This is a genomic window from Alkalihalophilus sp. As8PL (genome assembly GCF_040939795.1).
GTDB classification, from domain to species: Bacteria; Bacillota; Bacilli; order Bacillales; family Bacillaceae_D; genus Alkalihalophilus; species Alkalihalophilus lindianensis.
Window position 1 is genome coordinate 2,304,842 of sequence record NZ_CP162551.1, and the last position, 26,097, is coordinate 2,330,938.

General features: G+C 39.8%; 27 protein-coding genes and 1 pseudogene. 19 read left to right on the forward strand and 9 right to left on the reverse strand.

Annotated features, from left to right (window positions below; all coding sequences use genetic code 11):
• Nucleotides 1–204: 204 nt before the first annotated feature.
• Nucleotides 205–573: a hypothetical protein gene (locus AB3N04_RS13135; RefSeq protein WP_368503199.1), complete on the reverse strand. Its 369-nt coding sequence runs from the start codon at nucleotides 571–573 to the stop codon at nucleotides 205–207.
• A 234-nt stretch (nucleotides 574–807) separates the two neighbouring features.
• On the opposite strand from AB3N04_RS13135, the gene rpsN reads away from it, so the two are divergent.
• The gene (rpsN, locus tag AB3N04_RS13140) at nucleotides 808–1,077 is read left to right on the forward strand and encodes a 30S ribosomal protein S14 (protein WP_317121598.1); all 270 of its coding nucleotides are present in this window, start codon (nucleotides 808–810) and stop codon (nucleotides 1,075–1,077) included.
• Nucleotides 1,078–1,317: 240 nt separating this feature from the next.
• Here rpsN and AB3N04_RS13145 read toward each other — a convergent pair.
• Nucleotides 1,318–1,443: pseudogene (locus tag AB3N04_RS13145) on the reverse strand (hypothetical protein); the annotation flags it as partial.
• Between the two features lie 206 nt (nucleotides 1,444–1,649).
• Between AB3N04_RS13145 and AB3N04_RS13150 the strand changes: the two are divergent.
• Complete coding sequence (locus tag AB3N04_RS13150) at nucleotides 1,650–3,182, forward strand: flotillin family protein (protein WP_368506046.1); 1,533 nt, start codon at nucleotides 1,650–1,652, stop codon at nucleotides 3,180–3,182.
• Between the two features lie 275 nt (nucleotides 3,183–3,457).
• A complete protein-coding gene (locus AB3N04_RS13155) occupies nucleotides 3,458–4,069 on the forward strand; it encodes an FMN-binding negative transcriptional regulator (protein ID WP_368503200.1) in 612 nt (203 codons plus the stop codon).
• A gap of 114 nt (nucleotides 4,070–4,183) precedes the next feature.
• Here the strand turns inward: AB3N04_RS13155 and AB3N04_RS13160 are convergent, their stop codons facing one another.
• Entirely contained in the window at nucleotides 4,184–5,053 is an 870-nt protein-coding gene (locus tag AB3N04_RS13160; RefSeq protein ID WP_368503201.1) for an SDR family oxidoreductase, read from the reverse strand.
• 384 nt (nucleotides 5,054–5,437) lie between these two features.
• Here AB3N04_RS13160 and AB3N04_RS13165 point away from each other — a divergent pair, with 384 nt between their 5' ends.
• Together AB3N04_RS13165 and AB3N04_RS13170 are read left to right on the forward strand one after the other, a co-directional pair.
• On the forward strand, nucleotides 5,438–5,602 hold the full coding sequence (locus AB3N04_RS13165; RefSeq protein ID WP_368503202.1) for a hypothetical protein: 165 nt from the start codon (nucleotides 5,438–5,440) through the stop codon (nucleotides 5,600–5,602).
• Nucleotides 5,603–5,668: 66 nt separating this feature from the next.
• Nucleotides 5,669–5,878 (forward strand): cation transporter, encoded by a 210-nt coding sequence (locus AB3N04_RS13170; protein ID WP_368503203.1) that lies wholly within the window; start codon nucleotides 5,669–5,671, stop codon nucleotides 5,876–5,878.
• 241 nt (nucleotides 5,879–6,119) lie between these two features.
• On the opposite strand, the gene AB3N04_RS13175 is transcribed toward AB3N04_RS13170, so the two are convergent.
• Nucleotides 6,120–6,632, reverse strand: a complete 513-nt coding sequence (locus AB3N04_RS13175) for a sigma-70 family RNA polymerase sigma factor (RefSeq protein WP_368503204.1) — start codon at nucleotides 6,630–6,632, stop codon at nucleotides 6,120–6,122.
• Between the two features lie 229 nt (nucleotides 6,633–6,861).
• Between AB3N04_RS13175 and AB3N04_RS13180 the strand changes: the two genes are divergently transcribed.
• The 8 genes from AB3N04_RS13180 (at nucleotide 6,862) to AB3N04_RS13215 (ending at nucleotide 14,044) form a co-directional block, all read left to right on the forward strand.
• Entirely contained in the window at nucleotides 6,862–7,314 is a 453-nt protein-coding gene (locus tag AB3N04_RS13180) for a VanZ family protein (protein WP_368503206.1), read from the forward strand.
• A 58-nt stretch (nucleotides 7,315–7,372) separates the two neighbouring features.
• Nucleotides 7,373–7,951 (forward strand): hypothetical protein, encoded by a 579-nt coding sequence (locus AB3N04_RS13185; protein WP_368503207.1) that lies wholly within the window; start codon nucleotides 7,373–7,375, stop codon nucleotides 7,949–7,951.
• A gap of 285 nt (nucleotides 7,952–8,236) precedes the next feature.
• Complete coding sequence (locus AB3N04_RS13190; RefSeq protein ID WP_368506047.1) at nucleotides 8,237–8,608, forward strand: acyl-CoA thioesterase; 372 nt, start codon at nucleotides 8,237–8,239, stop codon at nucleotides 8,606–8,608.
• A gap of 14 nt (nucleotides 8,609–8,622) precedes the next feature.
• Nucleotides 8,623–9,060: a hypothetical protein gene (locus AB3N04_RS13195; protein WP_368503208.1), complete on the forward strand. Its 438-nt coding sequence runs from the start codon at nucleotides 8,623–8,625 to the stop codon at nucleotides 9,058–9,060.
• A gap of 23 nt (nucleotides 9,061–9,083) precedes the next feature.
• Nucleotides 9,084–10,640 carry an acyl-CoA carboxylase subunit beta gene (locus tag AB3N04_RS13200; protein ID WP_368503209.1) on the forward strand — a complete coding sequence of 519 codons (1,557 nt, stop codon included), beginning with the start codon at nucleotides 9,084–9,086 and terminating at the stop codon, nucleotides 10,638–10,640.
• Nucleotides 10,641–10,661: 21 nt separating this feature from the next.
• Complete coding sequence (locus AB3N04_RS13205) at nucleotides 10,662–12,326, forward strand: class I adenylate-forming enzyme family protein (RefSeq protein ID WP_368503210.1); 1,665 nt, start codon at nucleotides 10,662–10,664, stop codon at nucleotides 12,324–12,326.
• On the forward strand, nucleotides 12,326–12,562 hold the full coding sequence (locus AB3N04_RS13210; RefSeq protein ID WP_368503211.1) for a hypothetical protein: 237 nt from the start codon (nucleotides 12,326–12,328) through the stop codon (nucleotides 12,560–12,562). Before AB3N04_RS13205 ends, AB3N04_RS13210 begins: the two co-directional genes overlap by 1 nt.
• 21 nt (nucleotides 12,563–12,583) lie before the next feature.
• Nucleotides 12,584–14,044 carry a sodium:solute symporter gene (locus AB3N04_RS13215; protein ID WP_368503212.1) on the forward strand — a complete coding sequence of 487 codons (1,461 nt, stop codon included), beginning with the start codon at nucleotides 12,584–12,586 and terminating at the stop codon, nucleotides 14,042–14,044.
• 382 nt (nucleotides 14,045–14,426) lie between these two features.
• Here AB3N04_RS13215 and AB3N04_RS13220 read toward each other — a convergent pair whose 3' ends face one another.
• The gene (locus AB3N04_RS13220) at nucleotides 14,427–15,197 is read right to left on the reverse strand and encodes a zinc ribbon domain-containing protein (protein WP_368503213.1); all 771 of its coding nucleotides are present in this window, start codon (nucleotides 15,195–15,197) and stop codon (nucleotides 14,427–14,429) included.
• A gap of 29 nt (nucleotides 15,198–15,226) precedes the next feature.
• Nucleotides 15,227–16,702 (reverse strand): zinc ribbon domain-containing protein, encoded by a 1,476-nt coding sequence (locus AB3N04_RS13225; RefSeq protein WP_368503214.1) that lies wholly within the window; start codon nucleotides 16,700–16,702, stop codon nucleotides 15,227–15,229.
• A 248-nt stretch (nucleotides 16,703–16,950) separates the two neighbouring features.
• Here AB3N04_RS13225 and AB3N04_RS13230 point away from each other — a divergent pair, with 248 nt between their 5' ends.
• Nucleotides 16,951–17,097, forward strand: a complete 147-nt coding sequence (locus AB3N04_RS13230) for a hypothetical protein (protein WP_368503215.1) — start codon at nucleotides 16,951–16,953, stop codon at nucleotides 17,095–17,097.
• Nucleotides 17,098–17,593: 496 nt separating this feature from the next.
• A complete protein-coding gene (locus AB3N04_RS13235; protein ID WP_368503216.1) occupies nucleotides 17,594–18,562 on the forward strand; it encodes a peptidoglycan-binding protein in 969 nt (322 codons plus the stop codon).
• 321 nt (nucleotides 18,563–18,883) lie between these two features.
• Here the strand turns inward: AB3N04_RS13235 and AB3N04_RS13240 are convergent, their stop codons facing one another.
• The 3 genes from AB3N04_RS13240 to AB3N04_RS13250 all read right to left on the reverse strand — a co-directional run bounded on the left by AB3N04_RS13240 (nucleotide 18,884) and on the right by AB3N04_RS13250 (nucleotide 20,921).
• A complete protein-coding gene (locus tag AB3N04_RS13240) occupies nucleotides 18,884–19,069 on the reverse strand; it encodes a hypothetical protein (protein ID WP_368503217.1) in 186 nt (61 codons plus the stop codon).
• Between the two features lie 246 nt (nucleotides 19,070–19,315).
• Nucleotides 19,316–20,104, reverse strand: coding sequence for a hypothetical protein (locus AB3N04_RS13245; RefSeq protein WP_368503218.1), 789 nt, complete (start codon nucleotides 20,102–20,104; stop codon nucleotides 19,316–19,318).
• A gap of 196 nt (nucleotides 20,105–20,300) precedes the next feature.
• Nucleotides 20,301–20,921 (reverse strand): hypothetical protein, encoded by a 621-nt coding sequence (locus tag AB3N04_RS13250; RefSeq protein ID WP_368503219.1) that lies wholly within the window; start codon nucleotides 20,919–20,921, stop codon nucleotides 20,301–20,303.
• A gap of 423 nt (nucleotides 20,922–21,344) precedes the next feature.
• Here AB3N04_RS13250 and AB3N04_RS13255 point away from each other — a divergent pair, with 423 nt between their 5' ends.
• The 4 genes from AB3N04_RS13255 to AB3N04_RS13270 are packed head-to-tail and all read left to right on the forward strand — an operon-like array spanning nucleotide 21,345 to nucleotide 26,079.
• Entirely contained in the window at nucleotides 21,345–22,367 is a 1,023-nt protein-coding gene (locus AB3N04_RS13255) for a glycosyltransferase family 2 protein (RefSeq protein WP_368503220.1), read from the forward strand.
• Nucleotides 22,368–22,408: 41 nt separating this feature from the next.
• Nucleotides 22,409–23,176, forward strand: a complete 768-nt coding sequence (locus AB3N04_RS13260; protein ID WP_368503221.1) for an ABC transporter permease — start codon at nucleotides 22,409–22,411, stop codon at nucleotides 23,174–23,176.
• Complete coding sequence (locus AB3N04_RS13265) at nucleotides 23,177–23,896, forward strand: ABC transporter ATP-binding protein (RefSeq protein ID WP_368503222.1); 720 nt, start codon at nucleotides 23,177–23,179, stop codon at nucleotides 23,894–23,896.
• A gap of 29 nt (nucleotides 23,897–23,925) precedes the next feature.
• Nucleotides 23,926–26,079, forward strand: a complete 2,154-nt coding sequence (locus AB3N04_RS13270; protein WP_368503223.1) for a CDP-glycerol glycerophosphotransferase family protein — start codon at nucleotides 23,926–23,928, stop codon at nucleotides 26,077–26,079.
• Nucleotides 26,080–26,097 lie beyond the last annotated feature (18 nt).

Sequence of the window (26,097 nt, forward strand, 5' to 3'; positions counted from 1 at the left end):
TTCCTCCTATTTTTTACTTAGTTAGACGTAATGAGGGTAGATGTCGTCGCGTTTTTGAAGATGTTTAGAAGTAGTCATGAATCTACTTGAAAATAGTAGCATACAACGAAGAGAGGGGAGAGGCATATTTAACATTATTGGAATGGAATAACGTAAAAAACTCTACTATTAATTCTAGTAGAGTTTTCTTATGGAGGGGAACGATTAGTTACTCAACCCATTAAGAAGAAGATATTTCTTCTCATCCTCAGGCGGGCACAGGCCTTTTAATTTAAGCATATCAGTGTAATCTATTAGTTTTGTTTTCTCTAATAATATTGGAAGTTGATCAGTAATGTTCGCTTCAATGCGTTGGACGGTTTCATAGGCTGTGGTTGGGTTCATATTTAACTCTTTAGCTGCTTGTATGACTGGAGTATGTTGCTTGAGCAGTTTTAAGTAATGCTGCTCGGTATCTGCTTCATCCTCGAGCTCTGCTTCAAGTTTATCAACATATAGGAATAGATTGCGGTCTTGTTCCGGAAGGCTTTGAATATACATTTTTCTGGCAAACTGAACTCGAGCTTGATTCATGATAAGATCCTCCCTGAAATGAAAATTACAAAACGTAACAATTACGATTTATAAGTATTAAATCATAATAAGGTGTCTCTTGTAAAGAGGAGAAAAGGGAGTGTGAAAAAGAGTTGGTGTTTGACAACTTAGAAATAATTCGTTAAGATAGTTGTTAAATCGTAATTATTACGTTTTGAGTGAAGTAGTAGTTATAGTAATCTGTGAGAAAAAGTAAGGAGAGATGATGATAAAATGGCTAAAAAATCAATGGTAGCACGTCAGAAAAAACGCGAGCGTCTCGTTGCACAATATGCGGAGAAGCGCCGCGAACTGAAGGAAAAGGGAGACTACGTTGCTCTTTCAAAGCTTCCTCGTAACTCGTCGCCAACTCGACTGAACAATCGTTGTGAAGTCACAGGACGCCCTCGTGGATACCTGAGAAAGTTCAAGCTATCTCGTATTAAATTCCGCGAACTAGCTCATAAAGGACAAGTACCTGGTGTGAAGAAGTCTAGTTGGTAAGAGCAAAACAATTTAAAATATCTAATTAAAAACTCACTAAGCCATTACGCTTAGTGAGTTTGTTTTGGATTAAGCTAATTCACTCTAAACCCTCGCATTAAACTATTTTCTTAGCCTCTTCATTTTTATCATTAAAGGTTGTTACTATAAGTGACCTAACCCATTTAAATAGAATAAAATAGCCATTAGTATAAGTACCGCTGCTAAACTCCCTGCTGCATAAATATAAACATCCAAAATCCTTCCACTTCGATTAATCAGGAAATGTTGATGAAACTTATCGATTACACCGACCAATGAAGCAGAACTCGCAGCATATAGCCCCCTTCGCAATAAGGGTTTAATCGGCAACATCAAAAAGACCATACCGGCAAGAAACCCAAATACAATAAAATGTCCGAGTTTACCCAAGAAGATTTTAGTATAAGTGAACTTTCTACTGATTTCATCACCCTGAACTAAAAATATTTACATAAAAGTGAAACATTCCCAACTTGTAGCCGTATATAAGAGTACATGAGCTTTCATACATACTTAGCTCAATCTAAAAGTTTGGAGTGGTGCGTTTTATGATGGGTATGATTTGGTTGATTATTAGTGGTATTTTACTTTTCGTTTTATTAGTTGTAGGTGGGGTTGGCTTCTTTATTTTCAAAAAGCGTTATAGAACGGCTAGCTCGAACCAAGCGTTAATCATTACTGGACCGAAGCTTGGTGATCCAGAAGAAGATGCGAGAATTTTCTTTGATGATAATGGAAGAAGCTTGAAAATCATTCGAGGTGGGGGTATTCGTTTAAAGATGTTCCAAACGTGTACACCAGTTGACTTAAACTCCTTTCAAATCAAGTTAACGACACCTAAAGTGTACACTTCACAAGGGGTTCCGGTTATCGCTGATGCTGTTACTTCTGTGAAGATTGCTGATTCATTAATAGGAATTGCCAATTATGCAGAACAATTTCTTGGGAAAAAGCAAGGTGAAATTGAAGGCGAAGTGTCAAAGGTTCTAGGTACCAATCTGCGTGCGATTTTATCAAAAATGACTGTCGAACAAATTAATAATGACCGAGAATCGTTTAATCACCAAGTGCAGGATATTGCCCAGCAAGAATTAGATAATATGGGATTTAAGATTACTTCTTTTGGTTTAGATGATCTTCGCGATGCTGATGAAGAGAACGGCTACTTAGAAAACCTAGGACGACCGAGAATCGCTGAAATCCGCAAAAAGGCTGACATGGCGGAGTCTGATGCAGAAAAAGAAACAAGAATGTACAAAGCAAGAAATGATCAAGAAGCCCAAGATGAAGAAAACAAACGCTTAAGTGCCATTGCTGAATCTAAGAAAGAAAAGGATATCAAGCAAGCTCAAATTAAAGAAGAAACAGAACGAGCAAGGGCCAAGTCTGAACAATCATACGAACTGGAAAGAGCTAGACTTGCTCAACAAGTAAAAGAAGAAGAAATGAAGATCCAGTACATTGAACGCCAGCGCCAAGTTGAGCTCGAGCTAGAGGAACAGAAGAAACGTAAAACGCTAGCCGATGCAGATGCGTATGACATTAAAGCCAATGCAGAAGCTGAAGCTGAAAAAGCCAGAATTGACGGGGAAACAAAGGCATTAATTGAAAAGCAAAAGGGTCTGGCAGAAGCAGAAGTTATCCGTGAGAGAGGTCGTGCAGAAGCCGAGGCGAAAGAGCTGATGGCTGCAGCGATGGAAAAATACGGAGAAGCTGCTATCCTTGAGATGTTCATTGATATGCTTCCTAAATATGCTCGTGAAGTGGCACAGCCTCTTTCTCAAATTGAAGTGATGAAGGTCATTGACTTTGGCGGTGCTGATTCCAATGGAGGCGCTGCGAAAATTACAGGCAACGTCACAAGAACGATGGTGGGCCTACAAGAAAGTTTAAAGGAAAGCACGGGAATGGATTTAAAGGCGATGCTTGAGAGTTTTGTCTCGCGAGGCCAGGTCAACAATTTTGAAAAAGCTATTACGGAAATGGCAGCTGGGGGAGATGAGAAAGCGGAAGGGCGAGAGGGAGAATCTCCTTCAGCGAAAACCGAAAGAAAAGATGAAAAGTCTAGCGGTCGTAATGAATAAGTGAAGAGCGGAGGTCCTGTTTTGGGCCTCTGTTCTTTTTCTTAAGAGAGTTAGGGAAAATTTAGAAGATGACTGGGAATATATAAGTAATACAAGAGGAATTATGGATTATATAGAGGTTTGATTGAGTGAAATGAAGTAACTTATAAAAGAGTGTACCCTTGAAGGTTAATCAAACTAATAAGTAATGGGTTAGTTTAAATGGGAGCACATTCTCGTTATAGGGGTGATGGAAAACAAATTCACTCACATAAGTTTTTGAAAGGTGGATTAACATGTATATCCCTTCACATTTTAGAGTTAAAGATGAAACAGTGGCTTACGACATTATGAAAGAGCATAGTTTTGCAACTCTTTTTTCTCAGCACAATGGGTTGCCATTTGCAACTCATTTACCGTTAATTTTGAACAAGGAGAATACATACTTATATGGACACTTTGCTCGTCCAAATTCCCAATGGAAAGATATAAAGGATCAAACCGTTCTAGCTATTTTCCATGGTCCTCATTGTTATATCTCCCCGTCTTGGTATGAGACAAATAAAGCAGTACCAACATGGAATTACGTCACAGTTCATGTTTATGGAGAAGTCGAGCTTGTAGAGGACGAAAATGAATTAATGGATTCCTTACATGAGATGGTATTGAACTATGAAACTCCTAACAGTTCATACAGATTAAAAGATGTAGATGCGGAGTTCATCACAGGTATGAGCAAAGGAATTCAAGGTTTCAGAATAAGAATCAATAAGATAGAAGGAAAAGCTAAGTTAAGTCAAAATCACTCAACAGAGCGACAAGAATTAGTTATTAATCAATTAGAACAAATTCCAAATACAGATGAGCAACAGATTTCCTCATTAATGAAGGCAAATTTAAAAAAGTAATCGTAACGATTTAGATGATAAATAAGAAAGAGCAGAGGTCCTGATTGGTCCTCTGCTCTGTTGATATATAGAAGACTCCCGGTTCACTCCAATTCGAGCGATGGGCCTTCCAAGTTATGTCGAGATAAAATCTCCGCCGTTCACATGAAGTGTCTGACCTGTCATGTAAGACGAGTCATTACTAGCTAGTAGAACGAAGCAACCGACATGTTCAACCGGTTGTCCTGGTCGTCCCATAGGTGTATCTGTTCCAAATTCAGCAACCTTATCCTCAGGGAAGGTTGATGGAATAAGTGGTGTCCAAATTGGACCAGGAGCAACACCGTTGACGCGTATTCCGTCTTTTACTAGGGCTTGTGCCATTGATCGTGTGAAGGCATTAATCGCACCCTTTGTTGCTGTATAGTCAATTAGCTGCGGGTTTCCGCGGTACGGGTTAATCGACGTTGTATTAATAATCGTGCTACCTGGCTTCAAGTAGTCGATCGCTTTTTTCGTAAAGTAAAAGTAAGAATAGAAGTTTGTTCTGAACGTTTTTTCTAATTGCTCGCTTGTAATGTCTTTAATGCTTTCTTTTGGATGCTGTTCAGCTGCGTTATTCACAAGGACATCTAAGCTTCCGAGCTCATTTACTGTTTTTTCAATGGCCTCGTTACAGAAAGACTCATCTCCGACATCACCTGGGATTAAGAGACATTTCACTCCCTCTTTCTCGACACGAGCCTTTGTATCCTCCGCATCCCCATGCTCATCAAGATAGACAATGGAAAGATCTGCGCCTTCTTTTGCGTAAGCAACGGCCACAGCACGACCAATTCCACTATCTCCTCCCGTAATCAATGCCACTTTTCCTTTCAACTTGCCTGTACCTATATAGTTATCATCCTCGTAAATAGGGAGAGGATTCATCTCACTTTCAATACCAGGCTGACGTTCTTGCTCTTGTTTCGGTTGTCCATCTGTTTGTCTGTTTCGTAAATCCAATTTGATCTCCTCCTATTTTTGATGAAGCATTCGTCTCTACTTTTGTGTTTAGCCTGTTGAAGTGAATTTGAAACATTTGGGAGAGAGGGAAGAATACTAAATTATTTCTAGGAAGCAGCATGATATATGTCAAAATAGAATGAAAAATACCAATAAATAGGTAATAATAACTTGTCTTTTTATGTCAATTGGATGTAAGATAGTTCATGTGGATCAAGCCTGTATTTCGATATGATAAAAAACTACTAACCTTTGAAAAAATATACTTACATTGATGATTTGGTAAAAAATATTGAGAGTTCGAGTGTGGAAATAAAATAAATGTTTACTTTCCTAGCAGAAAGGTTATGTACTACTAACTAACAAATGAAGGAGAACCATTAAATGTCTACTTTGAAAGAAGCTACAAATTTTACCGAGCAACATTTAAAAGACTTGCTTCAACATCTTCAAACAAAAGGGACGGAAGATACCAACCTCACATCGGCTCAATTGGTTGAAGAGATTGCATCCGCTTTTAAGCCATTTATTAATCGTGAAGAAGTGTAAGTGAAATGTATACTTTTCCCAAGGTCATCAAACACTAATTATCAGTACTGATAACGGAGGGATTTCATGCAAACTGTAACCTTGCAAGTAGAGAAAATGAGTTGTGGCAATTGCTTAGACACAGTGAAAGCAGCACTAGAAGGACTAGACGGAGTCGAGCAAGCCGATGTTCACCTAGAAGACAAGACAGCCAGAGTCGCGTACGATGAATCGCGCGTGACGACTGAGCAAATGGCAGAAGCCGTTGAAGACAAAGGATATATGATTGTCCCGTAAGCCGTCTTGTGGATGGCTTTTTTTAGTGGGCTTTTTTAGAGCGTGAGAGTGGGTTTTTGAGCAAATTCATCAAATATGTGGAAATTCATAGGCCGCATTAGAGTCTAAGCAGGTGATTCCGCCGAATTTTTGTCGAAATCCGACAGAACCACAGCATAATCCGTCAAATCAGCAAGATATTCCGACGAAATCGGCTCATAATCAGTCAAGTGCATACATAATATGGGAATAATCTATTATTTCAACCTCTCGCCACACCTACCACGCACCGCAGCTTCTTCAACGCCGTCTTCCGCCACGTTGCTACAGTGTTTTTCGACACGTTCTGCTCGGCTGCAATTTCACCAAGTTTCTTCTCAAATACAATCGCCTCCTGCACCCAGAGAAGTTCGCGTGCTGAGAGTTGCCCCAAGTAAGGCTCGAGCTCGGCTAATGGATCCTCTCCTCTGAACAGGTCACCAATAGGCGCGGGGATCACAAAGTCTGTACTCGTTTGCTGATCTTGCAGGACATAGCGCTCGTCATAGGTGCGCTCTTTTCGTAGCTCCATCAACATATGGCCGCGCACTGTATAGAGGGCGAATGCTGGAAACGAGCCTTTTCCTTCTTCATATTTCCGATAAGCTTCCCATAAGGCACAGACGCCAATTTGGTAGAAGTGATCATGAGAACGGTAGAGATTGAGTTTTTTTAGTTGGCCTTTAATAAGGGGTTCAAATTGGGTGAGGATTTCTTCAAATGATTGACCTTGCATGGTGGATCTTCCTTAGTCAGAAGCGCTTCTGTGTATTCCGCGGTAGGGTAAGCGTACAGCGGATAAGTGAGAGACGCATCTAGGCAAAACAGCAAAATGAAGAGAAGAGAATGGTCCATTTTCACGTTTTGCTCTAGTGATATTGTCAAAATGAGCCCACCAAGGATAGTCATTTTGGCAAAATGATGGTATTTTAGTAGGATCGAAGAATTGAAGGAGTTCGGGCAATATGCTTGTTAAACATACATGGTCATGGGTGAGTGTCTTCCTCTGGATGGCGCTGATCTTTTATTTGTCGCATCAACCAGCAACAAAGTCGGCGGAGTTAAGTAGTGGGATCATGGAGTGGATCGTAGCCGTAGTTGAAATCGTCGTTCCAACGATTCATCAGCATCTCGATATGCTCCATTTGATCATCCGAAAAGGGGCGCATTTCTTTGCTTATTTGATCTTAGGAATACTCGTCATCCATGCCTTAAGAGGTCGCCGTCCTACTGGCTATCGCAGAGTCTTGCTTGCTCTCACTATTTGTGTGCTGTATGCGATATCAGATGAGGTTCACCAGTTATTTGTTCCAGGACGAAGTGGAGAAGTAACCGATGTGTTGATTGATAGTGCCGGTGCTAGTGTCGGAATTGGGATGTATCTCATCGCCCAAACAATAAAGAGAAAAAGGGTATAGCTGCTTATACCCTTTGCACATAGTAAGAGAAGGTAAGAGGAGAGGGGGGAGCATAGACATGTGTCATTTTCAAAAAGGAGTTAAAAACGATGTAGCATTTGTGTTCTCATGTCCAGGAGCTGCGGAGGAAGCAGCGAATAGACCTGCGGCAGGCAGAACAGGAACGAATTTACATCAACTATTATTCATCCTCAACTCACATTTTAGAGAAGTGACAGAGTGGTCACGAGAGGCGATTACGATCACTAATGCATGGAGCAAGGTCGAATACCGCCAACTCACCGGTCGTACAGAGGCTACAATCAAAGAGGTCCTATCAGAAGAAAACCTTTCTCGCCTAGAACAGGAATTAAACGGAGTAGAGAAGGTAATCATTTGCTCTGGTCAACGAGCAACCCTCGCAGTTAACACACTAGCTAACACGGCCCGGTTACGTGAGGGAGTAAAAGTAATCAGCATTCGTCACCTTGGACTTCGATCCCTTAATCAAATAAAAGTAGACATCAATGGGCGACCTATTTATTCTGTGGCGGAACAGCTAACTAGAGATGGTATCACAAGTCCGCAGCTTGGTCTTGAAAATACAAAGAAGCGATTAGAAGTAGTGGCGCATGAAATCATCAATGTCCTCCAATAAAGTACTGAATATTCAGTTTTTGTGTTGCTTATCTTAGTACATGATGCTAGGATGAAAATAGAAACCCCATCCATCATCTACCTCAAGAATATCTCCTGTGATTTTCACTCTATCCGTCATAACAAATCATCCAGACGAATACTTAGTAGTAATAGCTTGTGTTATTTTATGAACAAAACATACTAACTGGTTAGTATAATAAAAAGAGGGGAGAGGGTACTTATCACTCATTTTAACTTTTCACATCCAATTCGAGTTCGCTATTCGGAAATTGATGGGCAAAAGATTGTCTTTAATGCGCATTACTTAACCTATATTGACGTTGCGGTGACGGAATATTATCGCAAGGTGATTGGCCCAAACTGGCTCGAGTTAGCAGAGAGAAATATATTCGATCTCGTCTTAAGGAGGGTCACACTTGATTATCTTTCTCCAGCAAAACTAGATGATCTTCTTGATATTCATTGCCGTGTCGTGAAAATGGGCAGATCGAGCATGAATTGTGAGTTTGCGATCAAAAGAGGGGATGAGCTCTTGATTCAGGCAGAGGCTGTTCAAGTGTGTTTTGATCTTGAAACAGGTAAGTCTAAGCCTATTCCAGAGGATATTAGAGAGCGGATCAGAGAGTTTGAAGGGCTAAAGATATCCGTTGAATAGGGGAGGGAGGAGAATTGTTATCGTTTAATCGCAATCAGTGGGAAGCGTATGTGGGGATTGGGCAAAAGGAAGCTGCTCAGCTATTTAAGGGTGTGTTGAGGGAAGCAGAGATGTCATTTGAAGAGAAGGTCTTGCCCCCTGTTTATATGTACGATTCAAAGCATAATAGCATTGAACTAGAGACCGACAAGTTAGTGATTACGTTAATCTATGTTTCAGGTGATCCCCTCACTCGATTCTTTTCAGGGATTGTCGGTAGTCGTAAGCATTTTGAAGGAGTCACGTTTTTAACGATTAAGTACAAGGATTCGAAACTGTTAGCCCAGGTGCTCACTCATTTCAACAAGAGCTGTCAGACGAAGCCATGGCAGATCACCAAGCACCCTCGCTTTCAATTTGCGTTCTTATTGCAAGCGATCAATCGATACAAATGGAGCAGAGTTTGTAACTAATTTGCAAGAAGGAAGGGATTACGATGCAAGAGGAAATCACGATGGATCAACTACTAGAAGACTTGGAGAAAAGAAGAGAAAGAGCGAGGTTAATGGGGGGAAAAGAGAAGATTGATCGCCACCATCAATCCGGCTTTTATACAGCAAGAGAGCGGATTGAGAAGTTACTAGATCCAGGTAGTTTTCTAGAAATCGGCGGTCTTAGTCACTCAGAGTTTCCTGGTGCTGAACAAAAAAGCGCCGGTGATGGGATTATTTGCGGGCTTGGGAAAATAGACGGGCGTCCTGTGGTCGTTGAGGCGATTGATAAGACGGTGTTTGCTGGCACGGAAGGATCCGTTCATATTAAGAAGTCAGAGGCATTGCATGATTACGCTCTAAAGCGCGGCTTCCCTATTTTTAACCTTGGAGAAGGCGGCGGGCTACGGATGCCTGACGGAATGGGATCAGACGGGATTAGTGACAAATTGTTTCCGCAAAATCTCCTAACGATTGGTCGTAAGGTACCGATGATCTCCAGTATTCTAGGTGATAGTTACGGTGGACCGACTTGGCTTGCTGTCTCATCCGATTTTGTCACGCAAGTAAAGGGGAGCTGCATGGCGGTAGCGGGTCCAAGAATGCTTGAGATGGCTACTGGCGAGAAGATTACACCGGAGGAGCTAGGTGGTTGGAAGGTTCATGCCGAGACGACGGGGCAAACCGATCATGTATCTGACTCGGAGGAAGATGCGATTGAGGCGATGAAGGCATTCTTTCGCTACATGCCCCTTAATGCCGACCAAGAGCCACCGAAGAAGGAAACGAAGGATGATCCGAATCGGCGTTTAGATGAAGCAATCGACTTTGTCCCAACGAGAAGGACGAGAGCGTATGACATGAAAAGGCTAATTGGCATGATCGTCGATGATGGTGAGTTTTTTGAGTTGAAGCCTTTATTTGGACGATCTTTAATTACGGCTCTTGCTCACTTAAATGGTCAAGTAGTCGGTGTAATTGCCAATCAGCCGATGATGTTCGCCGGCTCGAGTGGTCCTGAAGAATGCGATAAGGCAACGGATTTCATTTGCTTATGTGATTCCTTCCATATCCCGCTTGTCTTCTTGCATGATATTCCTGGCTTTCGAGTAAGCAGCTCGGCTGAGAAAAAGAAGGTGCCAAGTAAGATTATGCAGTGGAATCAAGCGTTAGCGAGAGCGACGGTACCAAAGCTTTCGGTTGTGATACGCAAAAGTATTGGCGCAGCGTATGGAAATATGTGCGGACCAACGATGGGAGCAGACTCTGTGGTGGCGTGGCCGAGTGCGGAGATTAATTTTACCGGACCGGAAGTAGGAGTGAACGTTGTCTACGGTCGTAAGTTGATGGAGGCAGAAGATCCAAAACAAGCGCGTGAGGAGTTGCTGAAAACCTGGGGCTTTGATAGCTCGCCGTATAAGGCGGCAGGGAAATTCATGATCGATGATGTGATCGACCCGCGTGATACAAGAAAGTACTTATGCCAAATGCTCGAGTATGCCTGTGTCAATAATGGTTCAAAAAGCAAACGTTTATTAGCCAATTGGCCGACAAGCTTTTAATATCCAAGGAGGGTGCGAAGCATGGAAAATGTATGGATGCAAAATTGGCCGGAGGATGTGCCGAAAGAGTTAACGTATCGTTTAGGGAAGAAGCCACTTCATCATTACTTAGAAGATCATGCGAAAAATAGACCCGATCAGATTGCTTACCTCTACTATGGGCGCGAGATTACCTGGCAGGAACTCAACGACTCTAGTAATCAATTTGCCAACTTCTTAGTTGAAAAGGGAGTAGAGCGTGGTGATCGCGTTGGCCTGTTCATGCAAAATTGTCCGCAATATATCGTCGCGCATTACGGAGCGCAGAAACTTGGGGCGATCGTCTGTCCGTTAAACCCAATGTACAAAGAAACCGAGCTTGAGTATCTAATCAATGAATCCGGTATGCGAGTCGTCATCAGTGCCGATGAATTATATGCCCGAGTGGAAGGGATACGAGGGCATACACCTTCTCTTGAAGTCGTTGTGACCACGAATTATGGAGACTATTTGCCGAGCGAGAGGCCTTATGCGTTTCCGAATGATTGCCTGTTTGATAAGCGTGTGTTCAGTGAGACCTATGACTTAGACGATATTTTAAAGGAGTATCCAACGACTGCTTTAAATCGTTCGTTTGACGTGAGTGAAGATGTGTCGTTATTGGTGTTTACCTCAGGGACAACAGGGCGACCGAAAGGGGCTATGCTCACTTTTGAAAACGCTTTATTTAAAACGGCAGCGGCTGTTGAGACGAATGGAGCAAGGCCTGATGACGTTTGGCTTGCGGTGATGCCGTTATGTCATATTGCAGGAATGGTTATGGGCGTCAATATCCCCGTCTATTCAGGCACGACCTGTGTGTTGCTAACAAAATTTGAGCCAGAGGCCGTGTTAACAGCGATTGAAAAATATCAGGTCAGTTTATGGTATAGTGTCGCTCCGATGAATGCCGGTCTCTTGCAGTATCCAGGCTTAAAAGAAAGAAAATTAGGCTCGTTAAGACGGAATTTAGCTACGAGCTTTGGTATTCCTGTGACCGCAGAGCTTGCCGAGAGATGGAAGGATGCAACCGGTGGATGTGAGATGTATGAAGCTTCATATGGACTGAGTGAGACTCATACATGCGATACCTTTATGCCGGCTGATAAAGTGAAGTTTGGAAGCTGCGGCATTCCGGTATTTAATACCGACATCCGCATCGTGCAGATGGAAACGGGTGAGGATCAGCCTGTTGGCAAGTCAGGTGAGATCGTGATCAAAAGCCCGGGAGTGTTCAAAGGATACTGGAATCGCCCGGATGCGACAAGAGAGACTTTACGTGATGGCTGGGTTCATACAGGGGACATTGGTTATTTTAGTGAAGATGGCTACTTATTCTTTAGTGGCCGAGTAAAAGAAATGATTAAAAGCTCGGGGTATAGCGTCTTTCCTGAAGATGTCGAAGCGATGTTGATGGAGCACCCAGCGATTGCTCAAGTTGCTGTAGTCGGAGTGCCCGACGAGGTGCGGGGTGAGAGTGTCAAAGCTTATGTCGTTCCACAAGCGTCTCGAGCGAATGAAGTGACAGAGGATGCGATTATTAAATGGTCAAAAGAGAAAATGGCTGCTTATAAATACCCTCGTTTTGTTGAGTTTCGTAGTCAATTACCTGCAACGAGCTCAGGAAAAGTACTAAGACGTTTACTAAAGGAAGGTAGTGAGGTGTAATGGGAAACTGGTACCGTCTACCGAAAAGTGAGGGCATCTTTCTTAGCGCGATTATCATCTATGCAGTGATCTTCTTTTTACCGTGGAGCTATGACGTGATGATCATGAATATTACGTTACAAGCGTGGGGCGCCTATGGCTTGCACATCCTTGCGCCGGTGATCGCGATCTATTTAATTATGCAAAACAAAGAGACGAAGGTAACTGCTGATAGGAAACAGTCACTAGATACGTAAGGAATCCAAGGGGGAGTTGTATTGAAGACGGTTGAGCTTTCGATCATGGTTGTGTATTTACTCTTTCTGATTGTCATTGGAATCTATAGTCAACGGCGTATCTCGCAATCTCAGACTGGGATAGAAGACTACTATGTTGCGGGCCGTAAGATTGGGACGGGTGTCAATTCTCTGGCGATGTTAGCTGCCTTAGGTAGTGGAGGGTCGTTCATGGCGGGGGCCGGGACGATCTGGAATTTAGGCTTTCCATTTTTAGCATGGATGTGTGCTGGTTCTATTGTGGGATTCACGGTTGCCAGTGTCTTAGTCGCCAAGCCACTCCGAAACTCACAGAAATTCACGGTATCAGAGTTTCTCAATGATCGATACGGCGGATTGTTTTTCAAAATAGCAGTACCGGTGGTCATTATCATAGGATCGGCGATGTACTTAATGTCGCAAATGACAGCAGGCGGATTAATCGCCTCTTATGTAACGGGCTTATCGTATGAGTGGGGGCTTGTTATCATCGTGCTCGTGTTTATTTTCTATGTATCACTTGGTGGGATGTTAGCAGTGACGTGGACGAATATTCTCCAAGGAGCGATGATGGTCTTTTTAATCTCGTCAGTCGTCATTGCAGGTATTGTGAATCTACCCATTGATTGGGCGAGCTTTTTTGTGAATGCTACTAGTGAGAATCCTGCACTGGGTGTCGTTGGAGCAACCCTTCCTGTAGCAGCCTATATCGGTGCCTTTGTGACTTGGGCGACAGCTGTTTGTGTCACACCGCATCTTGTCATGCGGATCTTTACGGCAACAAATGCTCGTTCGGCCAAACTATCATTAAACATCAGTATGCTTCTTTTTGGGATCTTGATGATCGGGGTAGGTCTTGTGGTGGTACCATATATTCCAACGATGGATGCGGCGATGCTAGCAAACTATGCACCTGATATGTGGCTACTATTGATTGCTGATCAATTTTTCGGTCCCGTTCTACTTGGGATTATTACAGCAGGTATTATGGCAGCCGTCATGTCCTCAACGGATGCTTTGCTTTTAGCTGTTAGTAGTGCTTTCTCATATGATTTGTATAAGGGCGTCATCAATCCGAATGCGAGTCGGGAACGAATTGTGAAAGTGTCAATGGGATTTACATGGGTGGTAGGTTTAGTGGTGATGGTACTATCATTGAATCCACCAGCCTTTCTGATCGTGCTCTACACAGCAGCAGTCGGCTTCATGGTATCCAGTCTATTTAGTCCAATGGTGCTGGGGATTTGGTGGAAGCGGTCCACTCGTATAGGTGCTATTGTAGGATTACTGGTAGGCTCGATTAGCTTTTTAATCTGCTTTCTCTTTTTCACGATGCCGTATAATTCGGAGATCTTGATTGCTCTTCCGATGTCTTTAGTATCGATGTATGTTGTCTCTTCTTTTAGTAAAAAACCATCTCAGGAAATAGTAGATAAGATGGATGGGTATCATGTGGATATGTAGGGTTAGATGGGGGCTCTTTGATCATTTTGGTCAGAGGGCTTTTTAATAAGCTTTAACCCTTATAAAGGGAGATATTAGTGTTTGATTCGAGAGTGAAGCATTGTGCGGTCTTTATTTCATGAGGAAATACCAACAACTAGCAAGTGCTAACCAAAAAGGTAGGCTGATCAGAATTCCATAAAACACAGCAACAGTAAAACCCTTCTCATAATACATAAACATCATCTCCTTATGCTTATGATTCCTACACGCTAACCGTAACATCTCTATGTAAATAGACTATGATGGCAATGTAAAGAAGATGTTAATAATCTATTCAATAAGTAGTTCTCTATAAAAAAGAAGCTTCCTGCTATGACTTTACAGGAAGCTTCTCAATTAATTAAAACATAAACCACAATTCGTTCGAAATTTGATCAATTAAACTTCCTACAATGCTATCTCCGATGATTAATAAAATAATAAACATAACAATATTAGTAGTGATGATGCCATAGTAGACATCTAGTCCAGCTTCGTGCTTTTCTTTTACAGAATGTAAAGTTGAAATAGATGCTACAAAGAATGCGAACATCGCTAGAATAAAGAGCAAGAAGCCGAACACGTAGACCGAGATAGCCGAGAATAGAACGGATAATGCTAATAGCGCAACAGGAACAATCATGAAGGTTGCATAACGAGCGAGTATATCAAAAAATGTAAGATTCACCTTCATCATCTTTGTCACCGCAAACATAACAGCAACAAGAGTAGTCAAGAAAATAGCCAGGATAAAGAACGGCTGCATCACAGTATCACCAAAGGAAGGACGAACAAATCCTCCTCCTATTCCTTTAATCGCTGTGTATGAGAATAGAGGCATGAGAAAAGCAAATAAAAGTAATGTAATGATACCATTTACTTTATCTTGACTCGTAACTTGGCGACTCGCATTCATTGGACCTTTTAAAGCAGTTAGCGCAAATCCAAGAAATTGTTGACCAATTTGTTTACCTTGTTTCACATATTCATTATCTTGAAGATTTGTAGCGGGTTGTTGGGCTGTCGCAGTAGCTTGAGTGGTTGCAGCCACCTCAATATTCACCGGTGATCCACAGCTAGTACAAAACTTTGAACCTGGTTGAAGTGGGTTACCACATTGAGTACAATTCATATTCCAATCTCTCCTTTAATTTTTATTCATTAGTCGTTCTTTGCTACCAATTCTTTCGCATTGTCGTGACTGACAGAGTATAAGCTAGAATAGTCATTAACTAACCATTCACGGCTTTCCTCGTTATAAAGTAAGTAATATTTCCATCTGTTTTCACTTAGTTCGGTTTCAAATTCATCAGTATCAGTAGAAACGGTCACTGAGTCGAAGTAGAGGCTAGTGTTGACCGTCGCAACATACTCTCCTTCATAATTAGTTGAGAGGTCAAAGCTATCCAAATCAAAGATGGCTTTAACGAACTCACCAACCCAAATGCGCTCATTTTGTTGCAATCGTGAAAAGTCATTCGTGACATACTCTAAATAATGAGGGGTTACATTCGAAAACTGTGATTCATCAAGGCTGGAATACGCATTTGCCCAATCATGTGCATACTCAAAAAGGGAGTCACTAAGCTCATCTTTTAGACCTTCTGTGAAAGGTGATTCTAATGCAAGGTTCACATTCCCAAAAATAGCGGACTCTTCGGTTTTGACTTCTCCCCAAGGGAAATTAAGAACTGCGTAGACGCTTAGTTCTCCATCGACTGAAAGAGGACCTACATGATCATTTAAATCAAAATCTACTTCTTCTCCATTAATGAAGAGAGTGGCGTCAGTAGCTAGTTGACTGTAATCTGAGTTAATAGTTATGTAGTCACCACTAAGATAGAGGTTAGCATATGAATCACTGTAGTAAGGACTCACTAACTCAAGTTTAGTACTACTTTCTAGTAGTGTGTATTCATTGGAATACTGGGATTTAACATTGTAGACTCCTGGCATAACGGGACCGTATTCAAGGTAAAATTCTTCACTATCAGAAACAGCGATTTCCTCGTCATTTATCGAGATGACGGCATCACTGTAATTGGTTTCAATTTCGATGAAAAAAGGGACTACTGTAATATCGTAACGATCATAGATAAGTGCAGTTTTTCCTGAGTTTTGTAAGTAGAAAATATTCTCAGAGTAATAGTCATAGAATTCATCATGTTCTCCTTCATTATTAACGAATTGAGATTGAGCCTTCAGGGAATCCATTACCGCAGAATAATAAGAAGGGTTATTATTAATAAAGGTTAGTAAATTATTAACTCGTTCCTCGGTGATTTCAAGGCGCGGGTCATCGGAATGAAGCATATTCATAACTCTTGAACTATTACCCTCAAGAATAGCTTCACCAAATTTCTCGATTTTTCGATCTTTATCAGTAACGGTAGCACCTACTTGAAAACCAATAAACAATAAAATAGCTGCAACTAAGCTACTGATAGCCGATATTTTTTGTTTTTTGGTCAAAGGCTTCTTCTGAGGAGTTGGATTAGTTACAGATTGGGTGTAAGTCGTTTCTTCTTTCTTATTTCCTCCATTATTTATTTGTTCTGCACCAATGGGGGTACCACATTCTGGACAAAATTGTTTACTTCCTTCAAGCGAACTTCCACATTCTTTACAAAATTTCATTGCTTGCTCCTTTCGTTCTATGTTGGTATTTTAAAACAGTGTCTATTATACTACTTATAAATTGGTTATATTGTCGTAAAAGGTCGAATACCAACAATAAAATTTAAAATAGTTACTTATTACCTGATTTGTTAGTATTGGTAGGTTTTAAAGTTCTGTCACTTCTACTTACATACAAAAAATAGTACAATTTTGTATGAATAGATTATAATAGAACGAACAGTGATTATGTCGAAAGGAGCAGGAGCATGGGGGCGTTTTCGCAAGAGCAGTTAAAAGAGCTCCTTAAACAGACGCATAAAAAAGGTAGCGAAACATCAGATTTAACATCAAAACAACTTGTAGAAGAAATTGCTACGATTCTAAGGTCGTTTGTAAACGGAGAAAAGATATAAAGAAAATATAAAGAAAAAATAGATAGATTAAACATTTAGTAGCAGGAAAAAACAGACAGTCACGTGAGGGTAGGACCTCATGTGACTGTCTGTTTTTTTGTGAAAAGGGAGTATATTACAAAATGAAATCATCACAAATCACTTTGTACCAATAGATTCGACCGATTCTAGCTTATTCATGTTGTTTTTCTGTAACATTTCATTATTTGTAGCATAGATAATAGGTATTAAGTCCTTTATATAAGTGCACTTATACCGTCTATATCCGATTTTATAGAGATTAAACTAGGTAAAAAATCCTATTTTATATTACATCTATGTAATAATTCGTCGAATCAAAATAAAGTTTGCTAGTATGTAGAAAGTGAAAAACAAACAAGTAAATCTTTTATTCTATGAAATAACATTTAAAGCTAATCAACGCAGCCCATAAATAGTACGACATACATACTCAAATAGAAGAGTAAGAGACATTATATAGGAGGAAATTATAATTATGAAAAAGGTATTACTAACGTCATTAGTAGCGGCAGGACTTTTATTAGCAAACCCAAGTGTATCAGATGCAGCATTAGGAGACCAAACACTTCGTTTCGGTATGTCTCACGGTGACGTGACTGAATTACAACAAGCTCTACAAACAAAAGGATATTTCAACTTTGATCGTGCAACTGGTTATTATGGAACAATCACTCGTGATGCAGTTCGTCAATTCCAAGCTTCTAACAACCTATCAGTAGATGGTATTGCAGGCCCACAAACATTCCGCGCACTTGGCGTATCAGGTGGACAAGCACCAGCATCTACTAGCTCAAATACATCAACAGCGTCTTCTAACGGAGTGCTACGTGTAGGTTCTAGAGGAAGTGCAGTAACTTCATTACAACAACAATTACGTGACAAAGGTCACTTCAGTTCTTCAATTGATGGCGTATATGGCCCACTTACTCAACGTGGTGTTCGTAGTTTCCAATCAGCTATGGGACTTTCAGCAGACGGAATCGCAGGCCCACAAACGTTTAACGCATTAAGCAGTGGAGTAGTAGCATCTGCAACAACTAGCTCATCAAGCAACACATCAACTGCTAGCACAAGCTCAAACTCTGGCAATATGTCAGGCCTAGTATCATTTGCTAGAACTCTAACAGGTACACCATATCGTTTTGGTGGTACAACAACATCAGGTTTTGACTGTAGTGGTTTCACTCAATATGTATTCAGGAACCAAGGTATTTCAATTCCTCGTACTGCAGCACAACAATGGAATGCAGGTACATCTGTATCAAATCCACAAGTTGGAGACCTTGTATTCTTTGAAACGTACAAAAGTGGTCCATCTCATAACGGGATCTACATCGGAAACAACCAGTTCATCCACGCTGGATCATCAACTGGTGTAACAGTTTCAAGCATGAGCAACACTTACTGGTCACCTCGTTACTTAGGAGCTAAGCGTTTACACTAGGATTAATCGTATATATGCGCATCGTCTACAAAAGACGATGCGCATTTTTATTTTGATTCATTTAAAGAGGTGGTAGAAGTGGTGATACGGATAAGGTGGACTATCAGATAGAAGAATAAAAAGGTCCCTACTCCTGCACCGTTAACGAAGATGTCAATGATACGTCCGCTTCTATTAAAGAAAGGCTGTATTAGTTCAGTAGATATCGCGATATCGCGATTAAGATCGAATACAAAAGAGCGATATGAATATTCCTGAAATATTTCACGAGAAAGTACGGGAGGAGTAGAAAGCCAAAAAAGTGACCGATCTTCTGCATCATTAAGAAACGATCGCTAAGAAACGATCGCTTATCCCGACGGAATATAAAGACGCAAATTCCGAAAAGTCAGGATGACGAGTCAGGTTCAATGTGATTTGTTGATGGTAGACCAATAGACGTAAGTCATCAACGAATGTAAAAAGAAAAAGAATAATGAGCCATCCTATTAATGCTAATAAGCGCATCCTTATACCTCCTAATACTATTTTATGTTTAACTTATCCCTCCCTAGTCGAGAATAGAAGTAATTCAGAAAGAAAGAGGGATACTAAATGGAAGGTGAACGTAGGTTTGGTGTAGGTTTATTTTGGGGTGTCGTCTTTAGTTTTCCTTTATGGTTATCACTAGTAGGATGGTTCAAGTTATTAGGGCTTACCTTAAAATAAAAAGAAAAGCATGATGTTAATCACGCTTCTCTTGTCTTCTGCTTCTTAATCAGTTATTAAGTAGTCGATCATATAACTAGCCCAAATTTCGTGTCCTTCGGTATTAGGTCGGCCGTCAGTTAAATGGTCCTCAAGATTTTCATTATCTGTAGGAGGCCAAGCTTCCCAGTGGTTGGCGAATAGGTAGTCATTTTCGTCTGCAAATGTTTTAAGTGTGCTAACCTGCTCTTGATAAAAAATAGTTCCGTATAAGGGGTTCGGTGGCATTAAAATAATGGTTGTATCTGGTAATGATTGCTCAAAAGATGACATAATCAATTCCGTCATTTCTAATGAATCCTCAATGAATATATTTCCGTTGTTATTCAGGATAAAAGGTTCGAATAGAATAATATCGGGAGTCGTTGCAATAACTTCGTCTACATATCCTTCTTCAATAACAACGTCTGTGGTCAATCGTCCTACTTCTATTAAACTGTCGTTTACCTCAATAGAGGCCAACTGCTCGCTTAGTGAGTCTGATACTAGGTTAGGCCAACTGGTTGATTTATCTTCTTGATTCACTAATGAAACAGATCCGAAATAAGTAAGATGAATAGCCTCTTTATCAGGATTGTCATCAAACCAGCTACCTATGATTCCCTTGATATTACGGTTGGTCTCTTGGGTTGGAGCCTCAGGTGTCTTTGCCTCTTCGTTTTCTGGAATCTCAACTCCAGACGGGGAAGTAGCGTTAGAGGAAAGGTTATTTAATTTTTCCTGGTACGCTGCACGACTTAACACAAGGATAATTAAACTAGCTATAATGACCGATATAAATAATATTTTCTTCAATAGGTACTAAACCACCTTTCGCAAAATAAGTTATTGTAACAGTTAATGAGTGTTTTTGAAAAATAGGAAAATGATACTAAGGACTATTATAAATAATTTGTCGGAAAAGGGGAAGGGGAGAGTGAATATTTAGTAGATCTAGATTAACTTGCAAAAAAAGCTCAATCGGCTCTCTGACCGATCAAGCTTTATAGCGTTACAACATTTCTTTTACTTCGCCCGTATTAATATCTACTGTATACCATCCGCGCGTCATGGTGTGACCAACATCATTTCCCATTATATCGAAAACTTGAACAATGTATTTCCCGTCACTTTCATGGTCGACTACAACGTGAACATCTTCCCAGTTCTGAATCTCGAGGAATTTCTTAACTCTTTTGATTGCACCTTCTTCTGTTAGCTTTCCATCTACAAACTCTTCCACAGAGTCTTCTACTGAATCTGTAGGAGGGGTAATATGATTGTCATGTGGTGTATCAGAAGTATCTTCTTGGTCATTTGGAGAGTTGATAGGGAGGTCGGTTTCTTCAGCATCAGTAGCCGTTTCTTCTTCTGTGATTGATTCGGTCTCTTCAACTACCTCCTCTGAGTCAACTTCTACTTCGATTTCCTCTACTTCAATTTCTTCGACAGGTTCAGTAAACGGTTCTTCTTCTTCGGTCATTTCGTCTTCTTCAATTAACTCTTCTTCTGGTTCATTTATCTCCTCTACAACAGGGTCTTCATTAATTGGTTCTTCTTCCGTTGTAGTGGACTGTGAACAACCGGTTAGTAGAAGGGACATTATTATTCCGATATGTACGAGATATTTCATAAATATCCTCCTTATCTAATTCTTACTATACATTATCATATTTTTACAAGTAAATCTGTTTTTTTAAGTTGGTATATATGACAATTTGAGAAGATACTTTATTTTAGTATATGTTTAGTTTAGTCGAAATAACCTACAAATGATGAAGTTTACTTAAATCATAACAGGGTATAAAAAAGGTTGTGAAAAATAGTAAGAATCGATTTGATTATAATTATTAAAGAGAATCTACCTTGGCTACTTCTTCTAAAGTAGAAGTAGTTTTTGTATCTAAAGAGGGAGTGTGATCTAATTCTTTCCTTATTAGTAGGTTCTATTTACTTCTAAAAAAGAATGAGGTACTATTATCAAAGCTATGCAACAGCTTAGCAAATCTAAAAAAAGAATAGGAAGAAGATCTATTCTTTAGTGAGGAAAATGATTATGAAGGAACAAATCTCACATTCAATTTTCTTCTCTGTATTACTCGTATTACGTAACGAAGAAAAGTATATTGAGAGGCTTATTCAGTCTATACTTGATCAAGATTATCCGAAAGGTCAAATGGAGATCATTATTGTAGACGGGATGTCAACGGATGCTACATTAGACATTGTTCATTCTTACGTAGCAAAATATCCTAAGTTGATAAAAGTTTTTCAAAATGATAAGAAAACTCTCCCCACTGGATGGAATTTAGGCATTCAAGCTGCGGCCGGAAATTATATTTTACGAATCGATGGTCATACAGATATTCCAAAAGACTTTTTAACAAGCTATTCGGTTACAATTAATAAGCAACCAAACGCTTCCTGTGTTGGCGGAATTATCATCTCGAAAGGTAGAGGTTTTTGGGGTAAAGTAAATGAACATATCTACTCGCATCCTTTTGGGGTCGGCAGATCAAAATTTCGTACGATGCAATCTGATTGGGAAGGATTCGTAGAGACAGTCCCCTATGGTGCATATAAAAAAGAAGTATTTGATAAAATTGGTTATTTTAATGAAGACCTTAAACGAAATGAAGACATTGAATTCCACAAGCGTGTAGAAGAAGCAGGCGGTACTTTCTATATGTCCACCTCGATCCGTTCTACCTACTATGTGAGAGATTCACTTAAGGGGCTTATTGATAAGTCGATGGGTGATGGCACATGGTCAATGATTGCTAATCGAATGACACCAGGTTCTTTAAGTTTATTTAAAAAAGTACCACTGTATGCCTTTATTGGGGGTATATTGTTATTTATTGGTTCGTTTTTTCATGTAGCCTTTTTAGGACTACTGCTTACAGCTATTATTGGGTATGGGTTACTAGATGTTTATTTTAGTTTACAAATAGCGAAACAAAAGGGTATTTCGTATTTAATACCATGCATGCTCGCCTTTTTTTGTATGCATTTCTTTAGAGGACTCGGTTCATTTATTGCGTACTTTAAAAAAGAGTATTGGACTTTACGCAAGTAGTGAAGTACGCCCAAAATTAATAATGATAGGTTGAGGATAGTATGCTTGAGATTTTTAAATATAAACAGTTGCTCGCCTTTTTAGTAAAAAAGGAGCTCAAAATTAAGTACCGTAACACAGCTCTTGGTTACTTTTGGTCACTACTAGAGCCACTAGGTCTTATGATTATTTATACGATTGTATTTTCGATCATTCTACGCTTTGGGATTGAGAACTATTCCTTGTTCTTACTTTCCGGTTTAATTCCATGGATGTTTGTGAACCACTCGGTAATGAGAGGAACAAAGTCACTTACTTCAAATTCATCTCTAATTAAAAAGGTTTATTTTCCAAGACAGCTATTTCCTTTGACGATTGTCTCTACTAACTTAGTGAACTTAGCGATTTCGCTTTTATTAGTAGCGGCCTATTCGTTCTATTTAGGTGTAGGAGTAGGATTTAAAGGTCTTATGGCATTACCTATAGCGATCGTTCTTCAGTTTCTATTTGTTCTAGCGGTTGTATTATTGCTAGCAAGTATTAACGTCTACTTCCGTGATGTTGAATTTATTAGTAGCTTGGGAATTAGAGGTTGGATGTATTTATCGCCAATCTTATACCCAATCGCAAAAATCCCGGAAGAATATTTATCTCTTTACATGATTAACCCCATGGCGACGATTATCTCCTTATACCACTATGTGTTTTATGGAGGGGAATTTATCGGCATGAATTATCTCTTGTACACGGCTGGATTCACCATCATCCTTCTAGTGATCAGTTGGAAAGTCTTTGATAAGTTGAGTCGGAGAATGGGAGAAGTGATTTAATTGAATGCAATTGAAGTGAAAAATGTAAATAAATTATTTAAGAAACCTTACGATAAAACATTAAAAGGTAGACTGATCTCGATGATGCGTAAGGAGAAAATAAATGAACAGTATCAGGCTTTAGATGATGTAACCTTCTCTGTAGAAAAAGGGGAAGGCTATGCCATCATCGGGAAAAATGGAGCTGGAAAGAGTACGTTGTTCAAAGTAATTTCAGGCGTTATCTATCCAGACAAAGGATCGGTGGAGTTAAACGGTACGATTATGCCATTAATCGAGTTAAGTGCTGGATTAAGCCGTGATTTGTCTGGTATTGAGAATATTAAATTAAACTGTGCGATCTATGGTTTGAAGAAAGATAAGATTGAAGAAATTCTTCCTAAAATTGTCGAATTTGCAGAACTAGAAGATTATATAGATGTGCCAATCAAGTTCTACTCATCAGGAATGAAGGCACGCTTAGGGTTTTCGATTGCCGTGCACATTGAAACTGACATTATTTTAGTTGATGAAGTATTAGCAGTAGGAGATAAAGACTTTAAAGAAAAATGTTACAATAAGATGATTGAATTAAAGAAAGAAGGAAAGACCATCGTCATCGTTTCTCATAGTCTCAGACCTCTAAAGAAAATATGTGATCGAGCATTAGTTTTAAAAAGAGGAAAAGTACAAGCTATAGGTGAGATAAATGAGATGATTTCGATGTATGAGAAGATGTAGACAACATTAAAAGTGTAGGTGCTTCCCATATGAATCGAATTAGTGTTATTGTGACGAATTTTAATAAAGAAGATTACTTAGAGAGATGTTTGCTATCTCTCCTTAATCAAACTTATCAACAATTTGAAGTCATTATCATTGATGATGGCTCTACAGATGGTAGTGGAGAGATCCTTAATGCGTTTGAGAGAATGCATGAGCATATTCATGTGTATCTTTATGAGGAGAATAAAGGCGCTGCCTGGGCTAGGAATACTGGAATAGAAAAAGCAAAAGGAGAATTTATATACTTTTTAGATGCAGATGACTATGTTGCTCCCCACACTTTAGAACTTATGGTGAAGCATATTGGACAAGCTCCTTTGTTGGTAGGGATGATTTCTCCGACACCTATAGATCAAGAGGTTAGATACGAGGAGGAATTACCTGCTAGTGTTAGTTTTCTAAAAGAAAAAATACGGACAAAAGTTTTCCGGCGCAAGTCGATCGTGAATATATTAATGAGAAAAGACCATGTCGAGAGGCTAGGTCTCTCTTTTCATGAAGAGTTAATGGTATATTCTGATCTAACTTTCTTTATTCCAGCTATACAAAATGTTGAACATATCCCTTATCTTCAAGTTCCTACGTATTTCAGGGGCGAATGCTATGATCCTATTGATAGGCCTAGCTTGAGGTATCTTACAAATGATGTTAAAATTCCTGATTATCTTTCTATGTTCATCTATCTTATGAATGAATTTCGAGAAGATTCCTTTATCAATTCCTACTTAAGTGTGGACTTTATTAACTATTATTATAAAACCATGTCAACATATCTTACTAATAACCCTGAATTTTGGGATGTGTGGTTTGACTCCTTAGTTGAGTGCGTAAATCTATTGGATAAAGATTCAATAGAGAACTGTGGTTTTTTAACGAAAAGAGAAATGAAAGCAATCAGAAGCGGCTTGAAAAGAACAGTAATGAAGCGCATAGCTCAACGGCAAACCTATCATAGGCTACGACAGGCTTTAAAAGGTAGACAAGCTTTATATAAAGAGCTTTACCGTTCTGTGTTTAAAAAGAGGCCTATAAAGTCTAACCGAATTGTCTTTGAGAGTTTTTCTGGTAAGGGTTACTCAGATAATCCTCGTGCCATTTATGAGGAACTTCTCGCGCAAGGTCAGCCTTACGAGTTTGTTTGGATTCTTAATGATGTACAAAAAGAAATTCCAGGAAACGCTAAAAAGGTGAGACGGTTAAGCTGGAAGTATTATTACTATTTGGCTACATCTAAGTATTGGGTAATCAACGCCCGAATGCCAAACTACATCACGAAACGTCCGGAGACGGTCTTCCTTCAAACGTGGCACGGGACACCGCTAAAAAAATTAGCAGCTGATATGAAAGAAGTCCGCATGCCTGGCACAACGACGGAGCGTTATAAGAGGAATTTCTATTTGGACTCACAGAAGTGGGATTACCTCGTTTCACCGAACGATTATTCAACAGATATATTCAAAAGAGCCTTTAAGTTTAAAAAAGAAGTTCTAGATGTAGGGTATCCACGTAATGATGTTCTGTATCAAAAAAATAACCCGAGTGAAATTAGTTCCTTAAAAGAAAAAATGGGGTTGCCCAAAGATAAAAAAATCATCTTATATGCACCTACTTGGCGCGATGATGAATTTCATAAAAAGGGACAATATAAATTTGATCTTAAATTAGATCTAAAAGGCATGCGTGAGCAACTTGGTGATGACTATGTTTTAGTGTTACGTATGCATTATCTGATTGCAGATTCCCTTAACATAGATGGCTATGAGGGTTTTGTGTATAACTTATCAAGCTATGATGATATTGCTGAAATGTATTTAGTCTCTGATATTCTCATCACAGACTATTCGTCTGTGTTTTTTGATTTTGCAAATCTCAAACGCCCTATTCTCTTTTTTACCTATGATTTAGAGAAATATAGAGACACTTTACGAGGGTTTTATTTCAACTTTACAGAAGTGGCACCTGGTCCAATCTTACTTGAGGCAGAGGAAATCACCAAGGCCATTGTATCAATTGATCACACATCACAGCAGTTTGAAGATCGCTTTGAGGCGTTCTTTGAGGAATTCTGTCATCTAGATGATGGGACTGCATCAAAAAGAATCATTGAAGAAGTCTTTCGTAATGAATCAATCAAATAGTAAAGGTGCTTAAATGAT

What these genes read in the sequence shown, in the direction of transcription:
- AB3N04_RS13270 (WP_368503223.1), top strand. Translation starts at nt 23,926, where the DNA reads ATGAATCGAATTAGTGTTATTGTGACGAATTTTAATAAAGAAGATTAC.
- AB3N04_RS13155 (WP_368503200.1), top strand. Translation starts at nt 3,458, where the DNA reads ATGTATATCCCTTCACATTTTAGAGTTAAAGATGAAACAGTGGCTTAC.
- AB3N04_RS13260 (WP_368503221.1), top strand. Translation starts at nt 22,409, where the DNA reads ATGCTTGAGATTTTTAAATATAAACAGTTGCTCGCCTTTTTAGTAAAA.
- AB3N04_RS13210 (WP_368503211.1), top strand. Translation starts at nt 12,326, where the DNA reads ATGGGAAACTGGTACCGTCTACCGAAAAGTGAGGGCATCTTTCTTAGC.
- AB3N04_RS13175 (WP_368503204.1), bottom strand. Translation starts at nt 6,632, where the DNA reads ATGCAAGGTCAATCATTTGAAGAAATCCTCACCCAATTTGAACCCCTT.
- AB3N04_RS13225 (WP_368503214.1), bottom strand. Translation starts at nt 16,702, where the DNA reads ATGAAATTTTGTAAAGAATGTGGAAGTTCGCTTGAAGGAAGTAAACAA.
- AB3N04_RS13180 (WP_368503206.1), top strand. Translation starts at nt 6,862, where the DNA reads ATGCTTGTTAAACATACATGGTCATGGGTGAGTGTCTTCCTCTGGATG.
- AB3N04_RS13230 (WP_368503215.1), top strand. Translation starts at nt 16,951, where the DNA reads ATGGGGGCGTTTTCGCAAGAGCAGTTAAAAGAGCTCCTTAAACAGACG.
- AB3N04_RS13235 (WP_368503216.1), top strand. Translation starts at nt 17,594, where the DNA reads ATGAAAAAGGTATTACTAACGTCATTAGTAGCGGCAGGACTTTTATTA.
- AB3N04_RS13220 (WP_368503213.1), bottom strand. Translation starts at nt 15,197, where the DNA reads ATGAATTGTACTCAATGTGGTAACCCACTTCAACCAGGTTCAAAGTTT.
- AB3N04_RS13200 (WP_368503209.1), top strand. Translation starts at nt 9,084, where the DNA reads ATGCAAGAGGAAATCACGATGGATCAACTACTAGAAGACTTGGAGAAA.
- AB3N04_RS13170 (WP_368503203.1), top strand. Translation starts at nt 5,669, where the DNA reads ATGCAAACTGTAACCTTGCAAGTAGAGAAAATGAGTTGTGGCAATTGC.
- AB3N04_RS13135 (WP_368503199.1), bottom strand. Translation starts at nt 573, where the DNA reads ATGAATCAAGCTCGAGTTCAGTTTGCCAGAAAAATGTATATTCAAAGC.
- AB3N04_RS13165 (WP_368503202.1), top strand. Translation starts at nt 5,438, where the DNA reads ATGTCTACTTTGAAAGAAGCTACAAATTTTACCGAGCAACATTTAAAA.
- AB3N04_RS13250 (WP_368503219.1), bottom strand. Translation starts at nt 20,921, where the DNA reads ATGAAATATCTCGTACATATCGGAATAATAATGTCCCTTCTACTAACC.
- AB3N04_RS13205 (WP_368503210.1), top strand. Translation starts at nt 10,662, where the DNA reads ATGGAAAATGTATGGATGCAAAATTGGCCGGAGGATGTGCCGAAAGAG.
- AB3N04_RS13240 (WP_368503217.1), bottom strand. Translation starts at nt 19,069, where the DNA reads ATGCGCTTATTAGCATTAATAGGATGGCTCATTATTCTTTTTCTTTTT.
- AB3N04_RS13255 (WP_368503220.1), top strand. Translation starts at nt 21,345, where the DNA reads ATGAAGGAACAAATCTCACATTCAATTTTCTTCTCTGTATTACTCGTA.
- AB3N04_RS13185 (WP_368503207.1), top strand. Translation starts at nt 7,373, where the DNA reads ATGTGTCATTTTCAAAAAGGAGTTAAAAACGATGTAGCATTTGTGTTC.
- AB3N04_RS13150 (WP_368506046.1), top strand. Translation starts at nt 1,650, where the DNA reads ATGGGTATGATTTGGTTGATTATTAGTGGTATTTTACTTTTCGTTTTA.
- rpsN (WP_317121598.1), top strand. Translation starts at nt 808, where the DNA reads ATGGCTAAAAAATCAATGGTAGCACGTCAGAAAAAACGCGAGCGTCTC.